Here is a 20,477-nt window from a genome sequence, read left to right as displayed (position 1 = left end):
GGGGCGACCACGTGGGGCGCCCGCCCGATTCACCATTCAGCCGTAGGGGCCGCCCAGAGGGCGGCCCCTACGAACCACTAGCCACTAACCACGAACATTACAAACTATTCCACTCGTCGTTGAGTTTATCGTAGCGGTTCGATGCGGCCTGGCCCCGCTGGAAGCCTGGGCGGTAGTCCTGTCCGCGCTGGCTGGCGCTGACGCCGTCGTAGAGGCCGCGGACGCGGTCCTGTTCGGCCTGGAAGAGGGCATCGAGCTTATATTTCATGGCCGTATTGTCGATGGACGTATCGTTGTCCAGCTGGCTGCGGGTCTTAGAAATCTGGACGTAGAGCGTATTGGCCCGGCTGGTGAACTCGCGATTGCCCTTGAAGTCCGTGTGGTCATTCAAGTAGGCGTTGATGTCGCCGGCCAATTTGCCGATATCGTCGTTGAACAAGTCCTTGCTGCTGGCATAGGACGCCAGGATCTGCTTATCCGGATTGGCCTTGGCTTCAGGCTGCGGCTTTTCATCGGTCTTGGTCTGGACGCTGACGTATTTTTCCAGGTAGCTGACCAGGTCGTCGCCATCGACGGCAGCTGTGAAATCGGCACCTGGGACCTTGATGGTCCGCGCCGTCTTCTTGGCCTTCTGGACTTCGTCGCGCAGGTCATCTAATTTTTCGCTGATAGCGTCGTCTGACGGATTTTCAGCAATCGTCATGGCCGTGTCATACATGGCCATCTGGTCGCGCATGACTTCGCGGATAGCCTTGTCATCGGCGGCATACTGGTCGGGGATGGTCTTGGGCTGATAATTCTTGGCCATCTTTTCGACGTTCTTGCGGCTCTTGCCCAAATCCTTGACCAGGGAATCGACATCGTCGCCTTTGCTCTTCTGGCTCAGGCGCTTGGCCGTACTGGTGGCGGATTCATTTTCCGACGCCAGCTGCTGCGACAGGGAAACGGCATCCTTCACATAGTCCCCGCTGCTGCGGCTGCCATAGAAGTGAAAGGCCACGGCAGCGGCCAGAGCCAGGACGAGGACGATGATACCGGCGATGATGGCCTTCTGATAGCGCACGTAAAAAGGCTTTTCCTGAAAAGGCGGCGGCGTCGGCCGGCCCGTCATGACCGGTCGTTCCATCGGCTGCGGCGGCCGCTGCGGCTCTTCGTCCCGGACCGGTTCCCGGTGCTTATGGACAAAGGTTTCCGTTCCCGTCGCTTCGTCGATGACCGGTTCGTCATCATCCATTTCCGGCAGTTCGGCACCGCAGAAGGGGCAGAATTTCCCATCGACGCTCACCCATTTGCCACATTCCGGACAAATGCGTTTCTTCGGTTCCCCTTCCGGCAGCTGTTCAGCGCCGCAGGCCTGGCAAAAGCGGTCGTCGTCCTGCAAGGGCGCCCCGCATTGTTGGCATTTCTTCATAAAAAACACATCCTTTACTTAGCGTAAGTACATGCTTCTAGTATAAGCCATTTCCCTCAGTCTTGCAAAAAATCGGCCATGCGCCGATAGGTGTCGCAGATTTCGTCGTAGCATAATTTTTCAAAGTTGAGATACGAATGGACCATGTTGCCGTAATTATACGTTTCGGCCCGCACGCCTTTTTCAGCCAGGCGGCGCACGTAATCGCGGCCTTCGTCGCGGAAGGGGCAGAACTGCGTCGTCAAGACCAGCGTTGCCGGCATATCTGCCGACAATTCGCCAAAGAGGGGCGAGGCATCCCGGCGGTCGTCACCGGGACGGAAACACTGGTTGAAATACCAGGTCATCTTGGCCGGCGTAAAGCCCGTCCGGGTATTGCAGTTCTCCTGGACCGACGGGAAGGAGTGGGTCATATCCAGGCAGGGATAGACCAGGATCTGATGAGTCAGCGGAAGGGATGCATCATGCTGCAGGGCCTGGCTCGTATAAGCCGCCATGCAGCCGCCGGCGCTGTCACCGCACAAGGTCAGGTCCGCCTGGTAGGGGATCTGCAAGGCATCGAGCGCAGTCAGGGCCTTCCGGGCTACGGCCAGGGCATCTTCATAGGCCGCAGGATAAGGATTTTCCGGAGCCAGGCGATATTCCGGAGAAATGACGATATGCTGCGTTGCCTGGGCAATGCGGCGGCAGACCGGGTCATAGACGGCGACCGTGTCGATGGCAAAACCGCCGCCATGATAGTAGATCAGGACCGGCAGGGGCCGGCTCGTATCGGGAATATAGATGCGGACCGGCACGTCGTAGACCTCACAGCCGTCCAATACCGTATCGACGACCGATGCCATCGGCACTTTCGGCAGCTCTTGTTCCCATGCCGTATGCAGCGACGCTTCGCGCATGGTAATCGGCGTCATGATAAAATCCTCACTCGTATGGGCAGCGATAAAAGCTGCCAGTTCCGTTTTAATTGCACTCATCGTAAACCCCTCTTTCCCTCTTCTTATATAGTTTTAAATTGTAACAAAAAATATCCCTTTTGGCACCGTAGGGGGCGCCACGCGGGCGACCTGCTGGATACTGGGCGGCACTCTCCCTAAACGGGAAAATCACTCATATCCTGGAGCGGGCTTGCCACGTGCAAGCCCCTACTACAGAGGTGCTGCTTATATAGTTTTTAATTGTAGCACAAAACAGCACGCATGAATAGGATAGATGCAAAAAAAGGGCTTGTCGCCGTGCGACAAGCCCTTTTAAGTGGCTAGTGGCTAGTTGTTAGTGGCTAGCGGATGGTTTTAAATTTAAAAGCCATCACTTCAAACATCAAACCTCAAACATAAAAGAAAAAGGGGCTGCGCACGTGACCTAAGCCTCATGCAACAGTCCCTCTAAAAGTCCTGTGTGGCGGAGAGCGTGGGATTTGAACCCACGATAGAGCGTTCGCCCTATACATGATTTCCAATCATGCTCCTTCAGCCGCTCGGACAGCTCTCCGCGTCTTACATATCTTTCCTGACATCTTCGGGATAAATGTCGATATGTAAAGTATGGTCGGGGCGACAGGATTTGAACCTGCGACCTCTTAGTCCCGAACCAAGCGCGCTACCAAACTGCGCTACGCCCCGTTGACCTGACTTATACATAATACCATATCTACGAAAAAAGTCAAGGAAAAAATTCAATCATCCCATCAGGCCAGCTTCTTTTCCCGGATGAAATCGATGAGCATGGCTGACGTATCGGCCATGAGGTCGCCGCACGATACGGGACCGCCGTTGGCCGGACTCTTGAGGACGCGGCAGCACGTCGCATGGAAGCGGTCGAGCCAGATTTTCTGGAATTCCCGCACAGGCTGATTGACTTCGGCCTTCGTCTTTTCCTCCGGCGTCGTGCGGCCGACGAGACAGCCCAGGACCAGACAGGCCCCGTTCAAAGCTCCGCAAAGACAGCCCGAACCGGCCACCCCGCCGCCGAGGACGGACACCATGCGCAGCGTTTCCGGCGGCAGCTTCAAATCCAGACAATCATTGCAGACCTTGACCACCGTTTCAGCACAATTATTCCCGGCCTGCTGGTACTGTGCCGCTAGTTCTTTTACCTTTTCCATCATAAGACCTCCTTGAAAACATATTATATAATCTATTATACATTATTTTATTCACTTTGTGGTTGCAAAACCATTTTCCTGCTATCCTTTTTAATGGATACTGATGGGGCATAAAGGGCCCGGATAGCATTGAAAATAGCCAGGATCATGACGCCAACGTCAGCAAAAATGGCAAACCACATATTAGCAATGCCGACAGCCCCTAATCCCAGGCAAAGGAATTTTATCCCCAGTGCAAAAACGATATTTTCATAAATAATACGCAGACATTTCCGCGATAAAAGGATAGCATTGGCAATCTGCAAGGGATCATCATCCATGAGTACGACGTCGGCTGCTTCAATAGCTGCATCAGAGCCCATGGCTCCCATAGCAATACCGATGTCAGCCCGGGTCAAAACAGGCGCATCATTAATTCCGTCGCCAACGAACGCTAATTTTTCTTTTTCTCCTTTACGGGCCAACAACTGTTCCACTTTATTCACTTTATCGGCAGGTAATAATTCACTGTATACCTGGTCGACACCGACATCCTTGGCAATATTTTCGGCTGTCCGACGAGTATCCCCAGTCAGCATGACGGTCTGCTTGATGCCGTTTCGTTTAAGCGCTGCAATGGCCTGGCGCGCGTGAGGCTTGATGACATCAGATATGACGATATGACCCGCATATCTTCCATCAACCGCCACGTGAAGAATGGTTCCCATGCTATGACAAGGCACATAAGAAATTTTCATCTGCTTCATCAATTTATCATTGCCAACGGCCACGATATGACCATCTACGGCAGCCTTGACACCGTGTCCGCTGATTTCATGAATATTCCTGACACGGTTACGGTCAATGGGTTTACCATACGCTTGCTGCAAGCTCTTGCTGATGGGATGTGAAGAAGCACATTCGGCCATGGCGGCATAAGCAAGCAATTCTTCTTTTTCCATCTGGTTGTGGTGGACTCCATTAACTTCAAAATTACCTTTCGTCAAAGTCCCGGTCTTATCAAAAGCGATATATCTCGTCTGCGCCAGTGTTTCCATATAATTGGATCCTTTGATGAGGATGCCTTCTCTGCTAGCACCACCAATACCGGCAAAAAAGCTGAGAGGCATACTGATAACTAAAGCACAAGGACAACTGATGACTAAAAAGATTAAAGCACGATAAATCCAATTTTCCCATTGAGGATCAGCATGGCCGTACATCAGCTGAATGACAGGAGGGATGATGGCCAAAGCCAAGGCACCCAGACAAACAGCTGGTGTATAGACCTTGGCAAATTTAGTGATGAAATTTTCTGATTGCGACTTATGCGAACTAGAATCTTCAACTAGTTCCAAGATTTTTGAAACTGTCGATTCTTCGGATTCCTTCGTGGTCTTCACGTAAAGGACGCCAGTCATATTGATACAGCCACTAATGACTTCATCCCCTTGCTGCACATCTCTGGGCAGGCTTTCTCCTGTCAGGGCACTCGTATTGAGGCTCGATGTCCCACGAAGGACCACGCCATCCAAGGGCACCCGTTCACCGGGCTGGACGACTATCGTCGTACCTAAGGCTACATCATCCGGGTCGACCTTTTCCAGTTTACCATCCCGTTCTATATTCGCATAATCAGGACGGATATCCATGAGGGCACTGATATTCTTCCGGCTGCGGCCAACAGCATAGCTTTGGAACCATTCGCCGATTTGGTATAACAACATGACAGCAATACCTTCCAGGTAATCACCGCTCTGCTCATAAATGGCTAAAGCAAAGGCGCCCAGCGTAGCAATGGTCATCAAGAAGTTTTCATCAAAAATGCGGCCATTCACGATTCCCTTTCCAGCCTTCCGCAGGATATCATAGCCGATGATACCGTAAGCAACCAGATAAAGGGCCAAATGCAGCCACCCCTGTACCGGGATAAATTGAAGTGCCATAAGCCAAACAGCCGTAATCCCGATGCGCCAGAGCATCCGTTTCTGTTTATCATTCATCAGTTGTCCCTTCTTCCTGCTTTATTTTACGTGAATTTCACAATCCGGTTCGACTTTTTTGCAGGCCTTGACGACTCGTTGCATCACCTGTTCCGGATCGTAGTTCTCTTCAAATTTAATAATCATCTTTTGTAACATGAAATTTACCGTCGCCTCAGCTACCCCTTCTGTTTTTCTGGCAGCATCTTCCATCAGGTTGGCACAATTAGCACAATCTACATCGATCTTATACGTTTTCTTTTTCATGATAATCTCTCCTCTAAAAATAATATGAACGATTGCTCATTTGTTCAATTGTTGCGCTTGTAGTATAATATGCCTAATCAAAATCGTCAATGTCCCTTTCCTGGTTCCTGCTAAAAGGGATAAAGGAATGTCTAAACAGGCGAAAAAGGAGACGTACCATATGAACGATCCGACCAATACCCTCATTTATGAAATCAAAAATTCCCTTCCTCCAGACAGTACACTGAAACATCAAGTTCTATTCCCAGGCATCCTCCTGGCCCGATATCGGCTGCAAGGAGCGACCTGTACGGTTCAACATTCAAGCTGGCCCGGTCTTTATATTTTCAGCAACGGTCGTGAAGGAAGTATGGGCTGGCAGTTAAATTCAGGCAAACAAATTTATCTGCATCGCCAGGCTTTTGCCTGCCATTCCGCATCAGCCTGTACCCAAGCAATCATTTCCCTGCCAAACGGTTTTTATGAGGGCCTGTCTCTTTTTTTCAATCTTCCCGTAATAAAAGAACAGCCGCCATCGCTGTTCGAGGAAGCCGGTTTGCATCCATTTCAGCTTCTCGCTGCATGCTTTCCTGACGAATCGGGAGAGGCTTTCTGGCAAAATGATACGGAATTACAGCGGATTATTTCCTTTTTTTGGGACCAGCCAGCCCTTCTCTCGAACGCTTATGAAAAGTTAAAAGTTTTAGAACTGTTGCTCCATTTAAGCCGCTTTCCCCTTCATAAGCGTCAACATTTATCTGCTTATCCATCGGAACAAGTGGCCTTAGTACAAAAAATCCACTACGATTTATTACAAAAATTGGACCAGCGCATCACAATTGACACACTGGCCCAACAATATCTCATAAATCAGACGACTTTAAAAAACGTATTTAAAGCAGTCTATGGTACTTCTCTGGCAGCCCATATCAAAGAGCACCGGCTGCTGCAAGCTGCGGAACTTCTCTGCCATAGTCAAGATTCAATGGCAGAAATCGCAGCCAAAGTCGGTTATGAAAGCCAGAGCCGATTTTCTGCAGCTTTCAAAAAACGTTTCGGTGAATTACCTACGCAATATCGGAAAACACATTAGAAAGAAACCCATTCTCCATCATCGGGCATAATATAATGGTCCACCCCACGGGCCATGAGCCGGCTGCGCAGAGTATATCTCGTCAAAGAGGCATGGGCTACATTATCCAGATGAGTAAGAAGAAGCTGAGACTGCGGAACAGTCTTTGCTACACAAGCTACATCTTCATCGCCCATGATGAGCCGGCCATTTTCTACAGTTTCAGCCGCACAAGCATTTAATGCGACGACATCAGGGCGATACGTTTTCAGCGTATTTTCCACTTCAGGATACCATACGGTATCACCAGCGACATAAAGGGTAGGTTCGTCTGCGCTCTGGAAGAGGACCCCCATAGCGTCACCGCAAGGAACGATGGTACCATGGCGTGCCGGCATATGTTGAAGGGTAAGGCCATCGAGAGTCAACGGAGACTTAGACAAAACCTGTACATCTTGAAATCCGGACTTTTCAAAAATGGCTGCGTCCTGTTCATTCTGCACAAAGACAGGGATGGACTTATCCAAAGGCTGGCCTACGGTCCCATCGGCAGCTATATCAATATGGTCTGGATGGATGTGCGTTACGATGTAATAATCGACACCATCCAGAATTTCCTGCGGCGTCCTAGGCAGTCCATAAATCGGCATGGCAATTTCCATTTTAACCGGGTCCGGAATCATGTATGGCTTCCCCGGAATATCTTCGAAACTACCAAGGCTTCCTTTTCCACAAAGCCAGGGGTCAATTAAAAAGGTCTTCCCTTGATATACAATTTTAAGTGTAGCATTGCGAATCTGCTGAATGTCCATTATTTTCTCTCCTTTATTCTTTACAATAAATATTTTTATTGACACTATGTTCAATATCTATTATATTAAACGCAAGAAAACATTCAACAGTCACCTTCGAGGAAGTGTCTGATAATGGACACATCTCCCAAATTGTCTAGAAAGTAAGGAGGTATCCTTCATGACGCAAAAGTTAGATCGTCGCACCCGCTATACGCGTTCTGTTATCAAGCAATCTTTTTTGGAACTGCTCCAAAAGTATCCCTTTCCGAAAGTCACAGTCACGGCTATCTGCAAAAAGGCGGAAATTACACGGGCTACGTTCTACTTGCATTATATGGATATCTATGCCTTGTTAGACGCTATCCTTGAGGAAGCGCTGCATTTATCCGAAAATACAAATCCTGATAAATCCTTGGCCGATTTTCTTTACCAAGCCAGTCAATCAAATGAAAGGGCCTCTTTCATCAAGAATAACTATACTATGCTGCCCGTCTGTCAACGCATCGCAGATTCCCCTTGTTACCAAGCACTCTTTTCAGATAAGACCTTAGGGCCTTACATCTTAGAATATATTTTCACACATGAAAAAACTCAAATGATTTCATTTTTACAAAATCAACTTCAGATTGATGCAACATTAGCGGAAAATCTCTACTTATTCCTGGTCAGCGGGGCTTTTACCATCAACCAGCATCATAAATGGAAAAAAGACGAATCATGGTTCCAGATTCAGGCTATGCTGCTGCGTCTCATTTACCATGGCATCCAGGGGTTGAAAAAATAAAAAAGGACTATCTCATGATGGCAGATGCCTTCATGATATAGTCCTTTTTACAGTATGGCGGAGAGCGTGGGATTTGAACCCACGATAGAGCGTTCGCCCTATACATGATTTCCAATCATGCTCCTTCAGCCACTCGGACAGCTCTCCATGGCTTACACATTGTTTGATTATGCAGTTGTTTGATGCCCTCGGGATCGACATCCAATGTGTAAAAATATGGTCGGGGCGACAGGATTTGAACCTGCGACCTCTTAGTCCCGAACCAAGCGCGCTACCAAACTGCGCTACGCCCCGTTACCTGACTTGTATATAATACCATACTGGAAGAAAAAGTCAAGCTTTTTTTCTCGTGTCAGGCGACAACTTCTTTATTTTTATGGATCCGCTTCCAAATGAATCCGCCGGCAATGGTAACGACCAGCAGGATGATTTTCAGTTCCGTCGGATTATTGGCCGCCAGGCTGACGTATTGAGCCAGGTAATGGTCTGTCGCCATCATGCCGCCTGAAGCCCAGCCGAGAATGGCGCCGCCGATGTAGATGAGGATGGGAAAGCGGTTCATGACTTTGACGACGATGGTGCTACCAAAGACGATGATCGGCACGGAAATGAGCATGCCGAACATGAGCAGGCCCCAATGGTTATTGGTGACGCCGACGATGCCCAGGACGTTATCGAGGCTCATGAGGGCGTCGGCCATGATGATGGTCCGCACAGCCGCCCAGAGCGAGTCCTTGGCTTCGACGTGAACGTCTTCTTCCTGGTCGTCGGCGCCGATGAGCTTGATGCCGATGAGGACCAGCAGGATGGCTCCGACAGTCTTCAAGAAGGGAATCTGGAAGAGCCAGGACACGATAAAGGCCATGATGAAACGCATACAGATGGCCCCGGCCGCACCATATAAAATAGCCCGCTTCTGCAAATGCTTAGGCAGATTCTTGGCGGCCATGCCGATGACGATGGAATTATCGCCGCCTAAGGCCAAGTCGATGAGCACGACCTGCAAAATCATAGTGATATCAAAGACAAGCGTCGATTCTAACCCTTCCAAGGTAAGTCCCCCTTATACGTTAAGACAAATTTACATCTCCCCCATTATATGATAATTACGATGGGATAGCAAGAAAAAGGCGCTGTCCCATGAAGACAGCGCCTTTTTCTGTAGGGGCGTCCACGTGGGACGCCCGCTCACACAAATCAAGTTTACAAGTATCTCTCATATCCCCGGCGGGCTCGCCACGTGCGAGCCCCTACAAACACCATATTACGAACGACAAATGGTTCTTATTTCACGATGACCGATACGCCATCGGGGATGACGGTGATTTTCGGGTCGGTAATGCCTTTTTTCGCCAGGACGTCTTTGGCCATAGCCAGGGCGTCGTCGATGGAGGCAGCGTATTTCATGTGCATGTCTTCGATCATCTGCTGCGGGGCTTCAGTGACCATGATGATGGTGAATTTCAGGAGCATACGCATGAGGATCTGGGCTTCCCACTGGTCGAAGACCGTTTCGTTGCGGCCGCGGGCCAGGATTTCGTCCATGGCTTTCTGGATGGATTCGGCATTCTTCAGGTTGTTGTAGAAATCTTCGCCGCCATGACCGTCAGAGCAGGACGATACGTCGATGATGACGCCGCCTTCTTTGCAGGTCGCTTCAGCAGCGGTCATGCCTTTGACGGACTGGTAAATGTTCTGGTCCAGGGGATAGCCGCCGTTGGTGGTGATGACGATATCAGCCGGGACGGGTTTGACGCCAGCCAGTTTCATTTCAAAGTCAGCGCCAGCATAGTGAGCTTTTTCGCGGTCGCCGGCAAAGGCAGCGATGACTTTCTTGTCCGCATCGATGACGACGTTGCAGATGAAGGCTAATTTAGCCGCTTTAGCCGCATAGAGCATATCTTCATGGATGGGGTTGCCCTGGAGGATACCCGTGCGGGCGTTGGGGCTGTTGATGAATTCCGAGCAGTGGTTGGCCAGGACCGTGACCTTGCTGGCGATACCAGGCAGGACGGATTTACGGCCGCCCGACATGCCGGCGAAGAAATGCGGTTCAATAAAGCCTTCGGAAATGAGCAAGTCCGCATTAGCGGCTACTTTGTTGATACGGCAGTCACCACCAGAGGGCAAAGTACCAACGCTGACCATGTCTTCGTCGTTGCGGCTGACATGGATGACGAATTTTTCATGTTCCGCAATTTCTTTGCCATACTTGTCGATCAGTTCTTCCTTCGTCGTAGCCCGGTGCATGCCCGTAGCGATGAGGATGGTAATGTCGATATCCGGGTTCCCCTTGCGCAGTTCTGCCAGGAGCTGGGGCATGATGATGTGGCTCGGTACCGGGCGGGTATGGTCACTGGAAATAATGACGCAGTTCTTCTTCCCCTTTGCCAATTCGCTTAATTTCGGGCTGCCAATCGGGTTGGCCAGGGCATCGGCGACGAGTTCCGCTTCCGATTTCGGCGCCTTGTATTCATGGGCGTGGGAGACGAGGACGCCGGCGACCTGTTCTTCCGGCAGTTCCAATTTGATTTTTTCTTTGCCAAAGGGCAAGCTAAATGTATGCATAGCTGCACATCCTTTCTTAGTTCATGGCTATATATATGTTTGTGAATAGCCTGTAGTTGTATAAACAATATGTTTGGGGATGTAAAAAAGAAGAAAGGGCAAAGCCTTGCGCCTTGCCCTTTTCCTTTAGTATGTAACTGTGAATTATTCTTCGACAGGAACTTCGTCGTTGATGCTGACAACTTTGCCCGGATTCATGATGTTCTTCGGATCCAGTGCTTTCTTGACAGCTTTCATCATCTTGAGTTCAACCGGGTCGGTGTATTTTTCAAGAAGTGCTTCACGTTTGTAGCCAATGCCGTGTTCACCGGAGAGACGGCCGCCGAGTTTGTAGACGAGAGCGTAGATTTCGCCCTGAATCTTCGGAAGCATTTCTTCCCATTCTTCCTGAGTACGGTCATCTTTCAAGATATCAATATGGACGTTGCCGTCGCCGCAGTGGCCAGCGCAGTGCATAGCGACATTGTATTTTTCGCCGAGGCGGGAAATCTGCTGTACAGCACCCGGGATTTCCGTCATCGGAACGACGATATCTTCCATGGAGAAGACTAAGCTGCGAGCGCGGTCAGCTTCGAGGTATGCTTTACGGGATTTCCAAATAACAGCCGGGTCAGCAACCAGGGAGTCGATAGCGTTGTTGTCTTCAGCGAGTTCAACGATTTTTTCGCACTGATCCATGAGGACGTCTTCGTTGTCGCCAGCGATCTGGATGATGATGTAGTTACCATTTTCAGATTTCGGCAGTTTTTCGTCGAGGAATACTTCGACCTGTTTGATGGAAGCGTTATCCATGAATTCTACGCAGACCGGAGTGATACCAGCGTTCATGACTTTCGGTGTCAAAGCGATAGCGTCGTCGAGGTTGTCGAATACAACCAAGAGGTCCTGCTGATATTTCGGAAGAGCAACCAATTTGAGGTAAACTTTGGTGATGATACCGAGGGTACCTTCAGAACCGATGAAGAGGTGCATCAGCATGTAGCCTGTAGCGTTCTTACGGAATTTACCGCCGAGGGTTACGACTTCGCCAGTCGGAGTAACGACTTCCATGCCCATGACCTGGTCACGAGTTACGCCATATTTAACAGCGCGGTTGCCGCCAGCGTTGGTTGCAACGTTACCGCCGATGAAGCAGGAGTCCCCACTGCAGGGGTCGCCGCCGTAGAAGAGGCCTTCCTTCTGGACTGCATCCTGGAGGACAGACGTGGTAACGCCGGCTTCGGAAACACAAACCATGTTGTCTTTATCGATTTCGAGGATTTTGTTCATACGTTCAATGGAGATGATGACGCCGCCGAAGGTAGCAACAGCACCAGCTGCCAGGCCCGTACCAGCTGCACGAGGAACCATGACCGTATCGTTTTCATAGCAGAGCTTAACGACTTTGGAAACTTCTTCAGTAGTAGCCGGAAGAACAACGACCTGCGGTTCTTTCATGTAATGGGGGTCCGTTACTTCGTCATGGGAATACGGTTCGAGTTTATCTTTGTCCGTATAAACATACTTTTCGCCGACGATCTGTTTGAACTGTTCAATCAACTCCGGGGAAACTTTACCTTTTGCCATAATACATACCTCCAAATAGTTAAAATTATAAGCCTAACACTTATTGCTTCATCTAGTCATGACGACCAGATCTAAGACCGAATATAACGAAAGTATAAATTCATGTATCATTTTTATCTTCCGTTTATCTCTTACGGGTATTATTATACTCTACTTCTTCATGCATGTAAATTACATTTGCACATTTTACGCATATCATTTTTCGATTGATTCGTCGTGTTCTATGACAACTTATCATAAGAACTGTCGATTTTTAAATAATCTAAAACAAAACGTAAAATTTTAAATAGTATTTATTTTTTCTTATTTTAATCTATGCATATTGGTAATACAGTATTATTCCCGTAAGGAAATGTTTCGCATATAGAACATTTCACGTCCGATTATATCACATTGTTTATTATAGAAAAAGGTATGCTACATGGATATGTAGCATACCTTTTTATGCATCTCTGCTATATGACGTTTTCTATTCGCTTATTGGACTAAGAAGGGAACGACGCTCGGAGCGATAATGGTAATGATACCTGCGATGACCAGCATGAACAGGCAATAACCAACTGTACCGCGCATGACTTCGCCTTCCTTGCCTTCAGCAACAGCGCCGACAGCGCCGATACCAAGGGCGATACTCTGCGGCGAAAGCATCTTGCCGATACAACCGCCAAGGGAGCTGGCACCTGCAAGCCACGGCTGGCTCATGCCCAGGCTGGATGCAACGGATGTCTGCAACGGCCCGAAGAGGACGTTGGCGTTCGTGCAGGACCCGGTAATGAATGCGCCAAGACCACCGACGAACGGAGCAACGATAGGATATGCATTGCCTGTTGCAAATACGAGGGCATCAGCGATTTCCTTGGTCATGCCGGAGTAGGTCATGATCTTAGCGACGACGACGACGGCGATGATGGTCAGGTACGTGAAGCGCAGGCCGACGAAGTTATCTTTGAAGACCTGAGCGATCTTACCGATGGAAGCACCCTGATAGAGGCCGCCGAGGATGGTGGCGATGAAGATCATGACGCCAGGAACAGCGATCCATGTGAAGGTGTAGGGTTTGGCACCCGGGCCGGCATAGATAGGAACAGTCGTTTTAATCGAAGCCAGCGGACCGTTGATGAACGGGAACAGTTTCGACGTACCGACGAGGAATACGAAGATAAGGATGAAGATCATAGCTGCTTTGACGCCTTCACCGAAGGAAACAGCTTTCTGATTTTCTGTGTCAATATCGAACTTGTATTCCGGATTGCTTGTCGTCTTGCAAGCGCGGGAATAGAGGACGATGACAGCCATGATGATGATGGACGAAACCATGACCGGCAGTTCAGCGCCGATAGTCATGGAAATGAACAGTTCCGGAATAGCCAGGGCCAGGCCGGAGAGCAGGGTTACGATACCGACACCTTTGATGGCTTTGATACCGCCGCCGATGCAGATGACGATCAGGAACGGAGCGATGAGGTCAGGAATAAAGGATACAATCGAGACTTTCGTAGCCAGGACGCCGGCATCCAAACCGGTGACAGCAGCCATGGTCGTCGTCGGGATACCGATGGACCCGAAGGACGGTGCTACGGCGTTGGAAATCAAGCAGGCGATGATGGTCTTGATCGGCGGATACCCGAGGGCAACCAGCATAGCAGCGGGGATAGCAACAGCAGTACCAAAACCTGCCATGCCTTCCATGAACGTCCCGAAGCCCCAAGCGATGAGCAGGAATACGACACGTTTATCTTCACTGACAGTGGTCAGCATCTGTTTGATGACTTCCAGGCTGCCTGTGGCTACAGTCAATTTGTAAGCGAACAGGGCCATGATGATGACCAGCAAAATCGGCCAGCATGCCAGGGCTACGCCTTCGAGGGCTGCCGAAATGGCAATGGGAACTGACATATTATAACAGAATACAGCGACAACAAATGCGATGATAGCCGCGATTGGGCACGCTTTCCAACCGGCCATCTTCAAGAACCCCAATGCTACGATTAGAAATAGGATTGGGAGCAAGGCCAATATAACCATTACATACCACCCTTTCATAATAAAATACTTTTCACGCCTCTAACAGGCGGGGGCTTATTCATGAACGAACCACGAATAACGCCATTTCTCACTTAGATTGCATCCGGATACAAGCTCTATGCTGTTATTATATACCTCAATGTCATATTTGTAAATTACATTTGGACATGAGCGTATACCTATTTTCGATATAGCGAACACCAATGTTTACTATTTTGCATATTACTGCACTAAAATGTGGAGTTTATAAGCCATAAATAATCGTTTATCATTTTATAAATGATTTTATGTAATTTAACGTTTCATGTATAAATCGCATAGCCCTTTTAAGTTGTTAGTGGCTAGCAGTTAGGGGTTAGCAGAGGACGTTTAATTTAAAACCATCCGCTGACTGCTAGCAGCTAGCCGCTGACTGCTAAAAAAGGCGCTGTCTTCATGAGACAGCGCCTTTTTTTAAGTGTAAACTATAAACTCTTATTCTTTTCTGCCGACGCGATGACGGCGTTCATGGTGGCAGCGCGGAAGCTGCTTTCTTCCAGGGTCCGGACGGCTTCGATAGTCGTGCCGCCTGGCGAGCAGACGTCATCTTTCAGGGCACCGGGATGGCGGCCTGTTTCCAGGACCATCTTGGCTGCTCCCAATACGGTCTGGGCCGCAAAGGTATAGGCCATCTGGCGGGGCATCCCTTCGCGGACGGCGCCGTCGGCCAGGGCTTCGATGAACATATAGACGTAAGCCGGGCCGCTGCCGCTCAGGCCGCAGACGGCGTCGATGAGCTTTTCATCGGTCACGACGGCTTTGCCGAAGCTGGAAAAGATGGCGACGACATCGGCCGTTTCGGCTTCAGTCACGTTGACATTGGGCGATACGGAGGCCATGCCTTCGCCGACCATGGCCGGCGTATTGGGCATGACCCGGACGATTTTCGTTTCCGGACCGGTGTAAAAGGCCAGCTTTTCCAAAGAGACGCCGGCGGCGATGGAAATGAGGACGCTATCGGCCGGAAGGGATTCCCGGACGGCTTCCAGTGCCGATTCCATGATGTTCGGCTTGACGGCCATGATCAGGCCCTGGGACTGGCGTGCCAGTTCTTCCGGCGTGTCGACGACGACAGCTCCCGTTTCTTTGGCCAGGGCTTCGGCCTTTTCCTTGTGGATATTATAAAGATAGATATGGTCTGCAGCAATGGCATGGGCAGCTACCAGGCCTTTGACGATGGCCCGGCCCATATTGCCCGTCCCGCAGACACCGATTGTCTGGAACATAGGAAGCCTCCCTTTCCGATACGGACTTACTGTTTAGCGCCGACGGCATCCAAGGTCGCTTTAATCTTGGCAGCCAGGCCGTGGATCTTCTTCTTGGAAACGGAGCAGACAGCCAGGCGGATACCTTTGCCCAAGGGAACGAGGAAGATATTTTCTTTTTCCAGTTCATCGCAGACTTTCTGGGACCCTTCCATAGGGATCGTGATGAAGAAGCCCGAAATGTAACGCAAATATTTCAAGCCACATTCATCGGCTTCTTTCATGAACAAGTCAGCCCGTTCCTGGATGAGGTGGAAATATTTAGCCCGTTCCGCATCGAGTTCAGCGACTTTGGCCGGGTCCTTGCAGATATTGGCCATGACCTTCATGGCAGCACTGTTGGAGTTCGACCAGGTAGCGCGGCTGGTATACTGGTTGATGGCGACGAATTCATCGGCAATATCCTTGTTCGGCGTGACGCAGATCATGGCGCCCATACGCTGGCCATACATGGTGAAGCCTTTACTGCAGGTGTAGGCGACGACGATGAGGACGTTGTCCGGCATGTTGCCGAATTTCTTGAAGAATTTGCGGCATTCATGTTTTTCGCCGCTGTAGTCGAGATAAGCGACGTCGGAGACGAAGATGATGTTCTTATCCTTGCCTTTGACGACATCTTTCAAGAAGGCCAGGACTTCGTCCCATTCCGAATCGGAGAGGCCGTAACCCGTCGGGTTGTTGGCCGGCGAATTCATGATGATAACCGTGTTGTACTGTTTGGCAACCATATCGCTGACGTTGGCTTTGAAGCTTTCCATATTGAAATGGCCATCGGGCGTGAGCAGTTCAAATTCACGGAGTTTGCGGCCATTATCGTTGCACATGGAGCCGTAAGCCCCCCAATGCCAGTCACTGGTCAGGACTTCATCGCCCCATTCGGAATAGTTGTGAATGACGTGATGGAGGACACCGGAACCGCCGGACGTAGCACAGGCGCGGATGTAGCCTTCCGGACGGGATTCACCGAAGCACTGGTCGATAGCAGCTTCCAAATAATCGGGATAGCCCTGGATCGGCGCATAGGCGACGATTTCTTTCGGCGTCAAGGCTTTGTAGGCTTTCTGGACGACGTCGAGCATGACGAGATTCCCATCTTCATCGAGCATGGAACCGACTGTCCCATTAATAACTTTATCTGCCCCCAATTTTTCGGTCAAAGCTACGGCACGGTTGTTAGCACCAAAAATCTTATCTTCAGCACTCTTCCCTTTTGCCTGCGGTGCGGCAACACTTTTTACCATATGAATCAACTCCCCTTTCTTATGTACATATACATTTATACCACATTCAAAATCGAAAGACAATAAACATATTGCATATATCTGTCATGTATTCAAAATACAAAAGGAATAACGCCTCTTGGACAATCAAAGTTAATCCCATTTGCTATCTTAGCATAAAACGGTTGAAATTATATCATGACTCTCCTATAATAAAGAGTATATAACATATTTCGTGTTACTTTTATGCATTTTTATTCTATGAAAAGAGGTCTTTCCTATGAATCGTGTATTACGTTTTGTATTAGCCGCTGTGCTGGCCTGCTCGGCCCTCATGCTGACAGCCTGCCAGGGCAGCCCGTCCGGCTCGAATGACAAGAAGACGTACAAAATCGGCGTCCTGCGCATCGACGACAGCCTGCCCCTCTATACGGCAGAAACAGAAAAACTCTTTGCCAAACACGGTGTCGACGTCCAGGTCATTGAATTCAGCTCCGCTGCGGACCAGCAAAAAGCCATGGAAGCCGGTGAACTGGACGGCATGATGACCGACATGATCGTCACGGCCTTGCTGAAAAAAGCCGGTACAGACGTCCGCGTCGTCGCCATGGCTCTCGGTGCCGTCCCCCAGGAAGGCCGGTTCCTCGTCGTATCGTCGCCGAACAGCAGCATTACGACGCCGCAGCAGCTGGCCGGTGCCTCCGTCGCCATTTCAGAAAATACCATGATGGACTATTTGATGAACCAGTATGAACAGGAACTGGGGATTCCGGCCGCCGAAGTCCACACCGTTCAGATGCCGAACCTGGCCCTGCGCACGGAAGCCGTCCTGGCCGGTAAAGATATCCAGGCCGCCATCCTGCCGGACCCGCTGGCAGCCTATGCCGTCCAGCAGGGAGCCCACGTCGTCATCGACGATACGAAACTCCAAAAGAACTATTCCCAGTCCGTCGTCGTCCTGACTCAGGACATGATTGAAAAGCATCATGACGACGCAGCCCATTTCCTCGACGCTTACAATGAAGCGATCGAAAAACTGGACAGCCAGCCCGATGCCTATCGCGACATGGCTATGAAGAAGGCCAACATCCCGGCCGCCGTCGCCGGTTCGTACCGTACGCCGTCTTATACGGCCCACGCCCTGCCGACAGAAGAAGAAGTCAGCCGTATCATGAACTGGATGGTAGAAAAAGGCCTGTTGCCCAAGGCCTACAGCTATGACGAAATGGTCGCCCATGTCCAGTAATCAGCCTATGGCCGGACCGCTGCTGCGCTTAGACGACGTGGGCCTCGCCTATCACAGCCGCAGGGGCATCCAGGCCGTGCTCCAGCACATCTCATTCAGCCTCGGCCAGGGAGAGCACCTGACCGTCTCCGGGCCGTCGGGCTGCGGGAAATCGACACTGCTGCGCCTCATCGCCGGCCTGCAGGCACCGACAGAAGGGCAGATTTACTTTGCAGGCCAAAAAATGACCGCTCCCAGGCCGGACCTGGCCATCGTCTTCCAGGACTATGGCCTCTTCCCATGGAAGACGGTCGAAGAAAATATTCTCCTTCCAGGCAGGCTCCACGGTTCTCCCCTGGATAAGGACCAGCTGGCCTCCCTCTTGGACACGCTGGGCCTGACAGCCGTCCGCCATCACTATCCGGGGGAACTCTCAGGCGGCCAGAAACAGCGGACCGCCCTGGGCCGGGCCATGGCCATGCAGCCGAAGTTGCTGCTCCTGGATGAACCCTTCTCAGCCCTGGACCCGGACATGCGCCGTCAATGCCATGACCTCTTCCAACAATACATCGTAAAGAGCCAGACCGCGACGATTCTCGTCACCCACAGTCCGGAAGAAGCAGCGGCCCTGGGTGACAAGACCATCGTCTTCGCCAGGACAGGAGGTGTCATCGAAGATGTCCGGAAAAACAAGTAATCCCATCGATATGGCCCATCTCCTGCTGGCCTTTTTCATCATCGGCGCCTTATGGCAGGCGGCCAGCATGGTACTGAACAAGCCCTTGCTGCCGGCACCGTACCGCGTCTGCCAGACCTGGTATGCCCTGATGACGACAGGCGTCCTCTGGCCGCACATCGCATCCAGCCTGTACCGCATGGCCTGCGGCCTGGCCTTGGCCCTGGTGACGGCCGTCCCGACGGGGATAGCCGCCGGCCGCAGCCGCCGCTGGGACGCCCTCTTATCGCCTTTCCTCTATATCTTCTATTCCATCCCGAAAGTCGTCTTCCTGCCGGTCATCATCGTCGTCCTGGGACTAGGCGATTTCCCGAAGATCTTCATCATCGCCATTACCGTCTTTTTCCAAATCGCCATCATGGTCCGCGACGCCGCCAAGGCCATCCCGGAAGAACAAGTCATGACCATGCGCTCCCTCTGCGGGACGAAATGGCAGAACTTCCGCCACCTCATCTGGCCGGCCTGTCTGCCAGGCATCCTGACAGCCCTGCGGACATCCCTGGGCATCGCCCTGGCCCTACTGTTCATTACCGAAACGTTCGCCGCCTTTTCAGGCCTGGGATACTTCATCATGAACCGCATGGAAGTCCGCAACTATGAAGAAATGTACGCCGCCATCCTGACCCTGGCCGCCATCGGCATCATCGCCTACATGGCCCTCGATATAGCCGAACGGAAACTCTGCCCGTGGAAGAAGTAGCCGTCAGCGTTCAGCAGTTAGCCGTCAGCCGTTAATGACTATCACCTGTATGCGATATCGTAGGGGCTTGCACGTGGCAAGCCCGCTATGACTATGTGAGCATAACCTATGCTGATATATGTGCGTATTTTCCTGCATCACCTGTCATGTATGATGGATATACCATTATTCCGAACGGGCGCCCCACGTGGGCGCCCCTACTAGCAGCTAGCGGTCAGCAGTCAGCAGTTAGCCGTTAGCAACGGCAATCCCACGAGCCACGAACCACTAGCCACTATTTTCCCACCTCTCCTGCCGAATCGAGGCGGTCCACCGGACCGCTTTCGTAGGGGACGTCCTGTCAAGGTGTCCCGCTACGCGCTGAGGGTTTCCCGAAGCGTCGTTGTCAGTTTGAGTCTGTCGCGGCGGAACGCCGCATCTGAATCCGAGAAAAAAGCCGTGGCTCGTGGTTCGTGGCTCGTAAAACCATGCCTCATGGACCTGTTATGTATATCACCATTTATTCGCGGCGGGCCGCCCTTTGGGACGGCCCCTACGATGCGGCCATAAGGCCGCAAAAACGAGCCACGAACAACAAAAAACGAACAACAAAAAACGAACAACAAAAAACGAACAACAAAAAAAGCACTAGCAAATGCTAGTGCTTTTTTCTTAATCAGCGGCTTCCTATCCTCCCAGGGGGCCTCCCCCCAAGTACTTTCGGCGTTTGCGGGCTTAACTGCTGTGTTCGGCATGGGAACAGGTGGATCCCCGCAGCTATC

The 20,477-nt window shown here is 50.9% G+C and carries 17 protein-coding genes, 4 tRNA genes and 1 rRNA gene; 5 read left to right on the top strand and 17 right to left on the bottom strand.

Annotated elements, in window-relative coordinates; genetic code table 11:
- Window positions 1-97: 97 nt before the first annotated feature.
- The 7 genes from ACFCTO_RS06125 to ACFCTO_RS06095 all read right to left on the bottom strand — a co-directional run bounded on the left by ACFCTO_RS06125 (window position 98) and on the right by ACFCTO_RS06095 (window position 5,743).
- A complete protein-coding gene (locus tag ACFCTO_RS06125; protein ID WP_499876566.1) occupies window positions 98-1,411 on the bottom strand; it encodes a zinc ribbon domain-containing protein in 1,314 nt (437 codons plus the stop codon).
- Window positions 1,412-1,467: 56 nt separating this feature from the next.
- A complete protein-coding gene (locus ACFCTO_RS06120; protein WP_499876565.1) occupies window positions 1,468-2,388 on the bottom strand; it encodes an alpha/beta hydrolase in 921 nt (306 codons plus the stop codon).
- Between the two features lie 422 nt (window positions 2,389-2,810).
- Window positions 2,811-2,902, bottom strand: a tRNA-Ser gene (locus ACFCTO_RS06115).
- 54 nt (window positions 2,903-2,956) lie between these two features.
- Window positions 2,957-3,033 (bottom strand) — tRNA-Pro (locus tag ACFCTO_RS06110).
- 65 nt (window positions 3,034-3,098) lie between these two features.
- Entirely contained in the window at window positions 3,099-3,518 is a 420-nt protein-coding gene (locus tag ACFCTO_RS06105; RefSeq protein ID WP_292300060.1) for a C-GCAxxG-C-C family protein, read from the bottom strand.
- Between the two features lie 44 nt (window positions 3,519-3,562).
- Window positions 3,563-5,497, bottom strand: a complete 1,935-nt coding sequence (locus ACFCTO_RS06100) for a heavy metal translocating P-type ATPase (protein ID WP_499876564.1) — start codon at window positions 5,495-5,497, stop codon at window positions 3,563-3,565.
- 21 nt (window positions 5,498-5,518) lie between these two features.
- On the bottom strand, window positions 5,519-5,743 hold the full coding sequence (locus tag ACFCTO_RS06095) for a cation transporter (protein ID WP_278970514.1): 225 nt from the start codon (window positions 5,741-5,743) through the stop codon (window positions 5,519-5,521).
- Window positions 5,744-5,903: 160 nt separating this feature from the next.
- Here ACFCTO_RS06095 and ACFCTO_RS06090 point away from each other — a divergent pair, with 160 nt between their 5' ends.
- Window positions 5,904-6,815 carry a helix-turn-helix transcriptional regulator gene (locus tag ACFCTO_RS06090; RefSeq protein WP_302485820.1) on the top strand — a complete coding sequence of 304 codons (912 nt, stop codon included), beginning with the start codon at window positions 5,904-5,906 and terminating at the stop codon, window positions 6,813-6,815.
- Here ACFCTO_RS06090 and ACFCTO_RS06085 read toward each other — a convergent pair.
- Window positions 6,812-7,606: an MBL fold metallo-hydrolase gene (locus ACFCTO_RS06085; RefSeq protein WP_014017150.1), complete on the bottom strand. Its 795-nt coding sequence runs from the start codon at window positions 7,604-7,606 to the stop codon at window positions 6,812-6,814. The two genes, ACFCTO_RS06090 and ACFCTO_RS06085, sit on opposite strands and share 4 nt — an antisense overlap.
- Before the next feature lie 160 nt (window positions 7,607-7,766).
- Between ACFCTO_RS06085 and ACFCTO_RS06080 the strand changes: the two genes are divergently transcribed.
- A complete protein-coding gene (locus ACFCTO_RS06080; RefSeq protein ID WP_294025983.1) occupies window positions 7,767-8,372 on the top strand; it encodes a TetR/AcrR family transcriptional regulator in 606 nt (201 codons plus the stop codon).
- 55 nt (window positions 8,373-8,427) lie between these two features.
- Here ACFCTO_RS06080 and ACFCTO_RS06075 read toward each other — a convergent pair.
- From ACFCTO_RS06075 to ACFCTO_RS06040, 8 genes are all read right to left on the bottom strand, one after another.
- Window positions 8,428-8,519 (bottom strand) — tRNA-Ser (locus tag ACFCTO_RS06075).
- 70 nt (window positions 8,520-8,589) lie between these two features.
- Window positions 8,590-8,666 (bottom strand) — tRNA-Pro (locus ACFCTO_RS06070).
- Window positions 8,667-8,724: 58 nt separating this feature from the next.
- The gene (locus tag ACFCTO_RS06065) at window positions 8,725-9,423 is read right to left on the bottom strand and encodes a TerC family protein (protein ID WP_481325230.1); all 699 of its coding nucleotides are present in this window, start codon (window positions 9,421-9,423) and stop codon (window positions 8,725-8,727) included.
- A 233-nt stretch (window positions 9,424-9,656) separates the two neighbouring features.
- A complete protein-coding gene (gene larA, locus ACFCTO_RS06060) occupies window positions 9,657-10,940 on the bottom strand; it encodes a nickel-dependent lactate racemase (protein WP_292300417.1) in 1,284 nt (427 codons plus the stop codon).
- 144 nt (window positions 10,941-11,084) lie between these two features.
- Entirely contained in the window at window positions 11,085-12,506 is a 1,422-nt protein-coding gene (locus ACFCTO_RS06055; protein WP_299722253.1) for an FAD-binding oxidoreductase, read from the bottom strand.
- A 477-nt stretch (window positions 12,507-12,983) separates the two neighbouring features.
- On the bottom strand, window positions 12,984-14,531 hold the full coding sequence (locus ACFCTO_RS06050) for an L-lactate permease (RefSeq protein WP_292300414.1): 1,548 nt from the start codon (window positions 14,529-14,531) through the stop codon (window positions 12,984-12,986).
- A 464-nt stretch (window positions 14,532-14,995) separates the two neighbouring features.
- Entirely contained in the window at window positions 14,996-15,796 is an 801-nt protein-coding gene (gene proC, locus ACFCTO_RS06045) for a pyrroline-5-carboxylate reductase (protein WP_418293280.1), read from the bottom strand.
- Between the two features lie 26 nt (window positions 15,797-15,822).
- Complete coding sequence (locus ACFCTO_RS06040; RefSeq protein WP_337466177.1) at window positions 15,823-17,076, bottom strand: pyridoxal phosphate-dependent aminotransferase; 1,254 nt, start codon at window positions 17,074-17,076, stop codon at window positions 15,823-15,825.
- 259 nt (window positions 17,077-17,335) lie between these two features.
- On the opposite strand from ACFCTO_RS06040, the gene ACFCTO_RS06035 reads away from it, so the two are divergent.
- Genes ACFCTO_RS06035 through ACFCTO_RS06025 form a run of 3 tightly spaced genes read left to right on the top strand, consistent with a single transcriptional unit; the run spans window position 17,336 to window position 19,716 of the window.
- Entirely contained in the window at window positions 17,336-18,301 is a 966-nt protein-coding gene (locus tag ACFCTO_RS06035) for an ABC transporter substrate-binding protein (RefSeq protein ID WP_292262387.1), read from the top strand.
- Window positions 18,291-18,977, top strand: coding sequence for an ABC transporter ATP-binding protein (locus ACFCTO_RS06030; protein ID WP_370843214.1), 687 nt, complete (start codon window positions 18,291-18,293; stop codon window positions 18,975-18,977). Before ACFCTO_RS06035 ends, ACFCTO_RS06030 begins: the two co-directional genes overlap by 11 nt.
- Window positions 18,958-19,716: an ABC transporter permease gene (locus ACFCTO_RS06025; protein WP_292300408.1), complete on the top strand. Its 759-nt coding sequence runs from the start codon at window positions 18,958-18,960 to the stop codon at window positions 19,714-19,716. Before ACFCTO_RS06030 ends, ACFCTO_RS06025 begins: the two co-directional genes overlap by 20 nt.
- Before the next feature lie 653 nt (window positions 19,717-20,369).
- Here ACFCTO_RS06025 and rrf read toward each other — a convergent pair.
- Window positions 20,370-20,477, bottom strand: a 5S ribosomal RNA gene (rrf, locus tag ACFCTO_RS06020); the annotation flags it as partial.

This window comes from Megasphaera indica (assembly GCF_046614755.1).
Lineage (GTDB): Bacteria > Bacillota > Negativicutes > Veillonellales > Megasphaeraceae > Megasphaera > Megasphaera intestinihominis.
The sequence above is the reverse complement of the archived record's forward strand: the minus strand, read 5'-3'. Positions and strand labels throughout refer to the sequence as shown.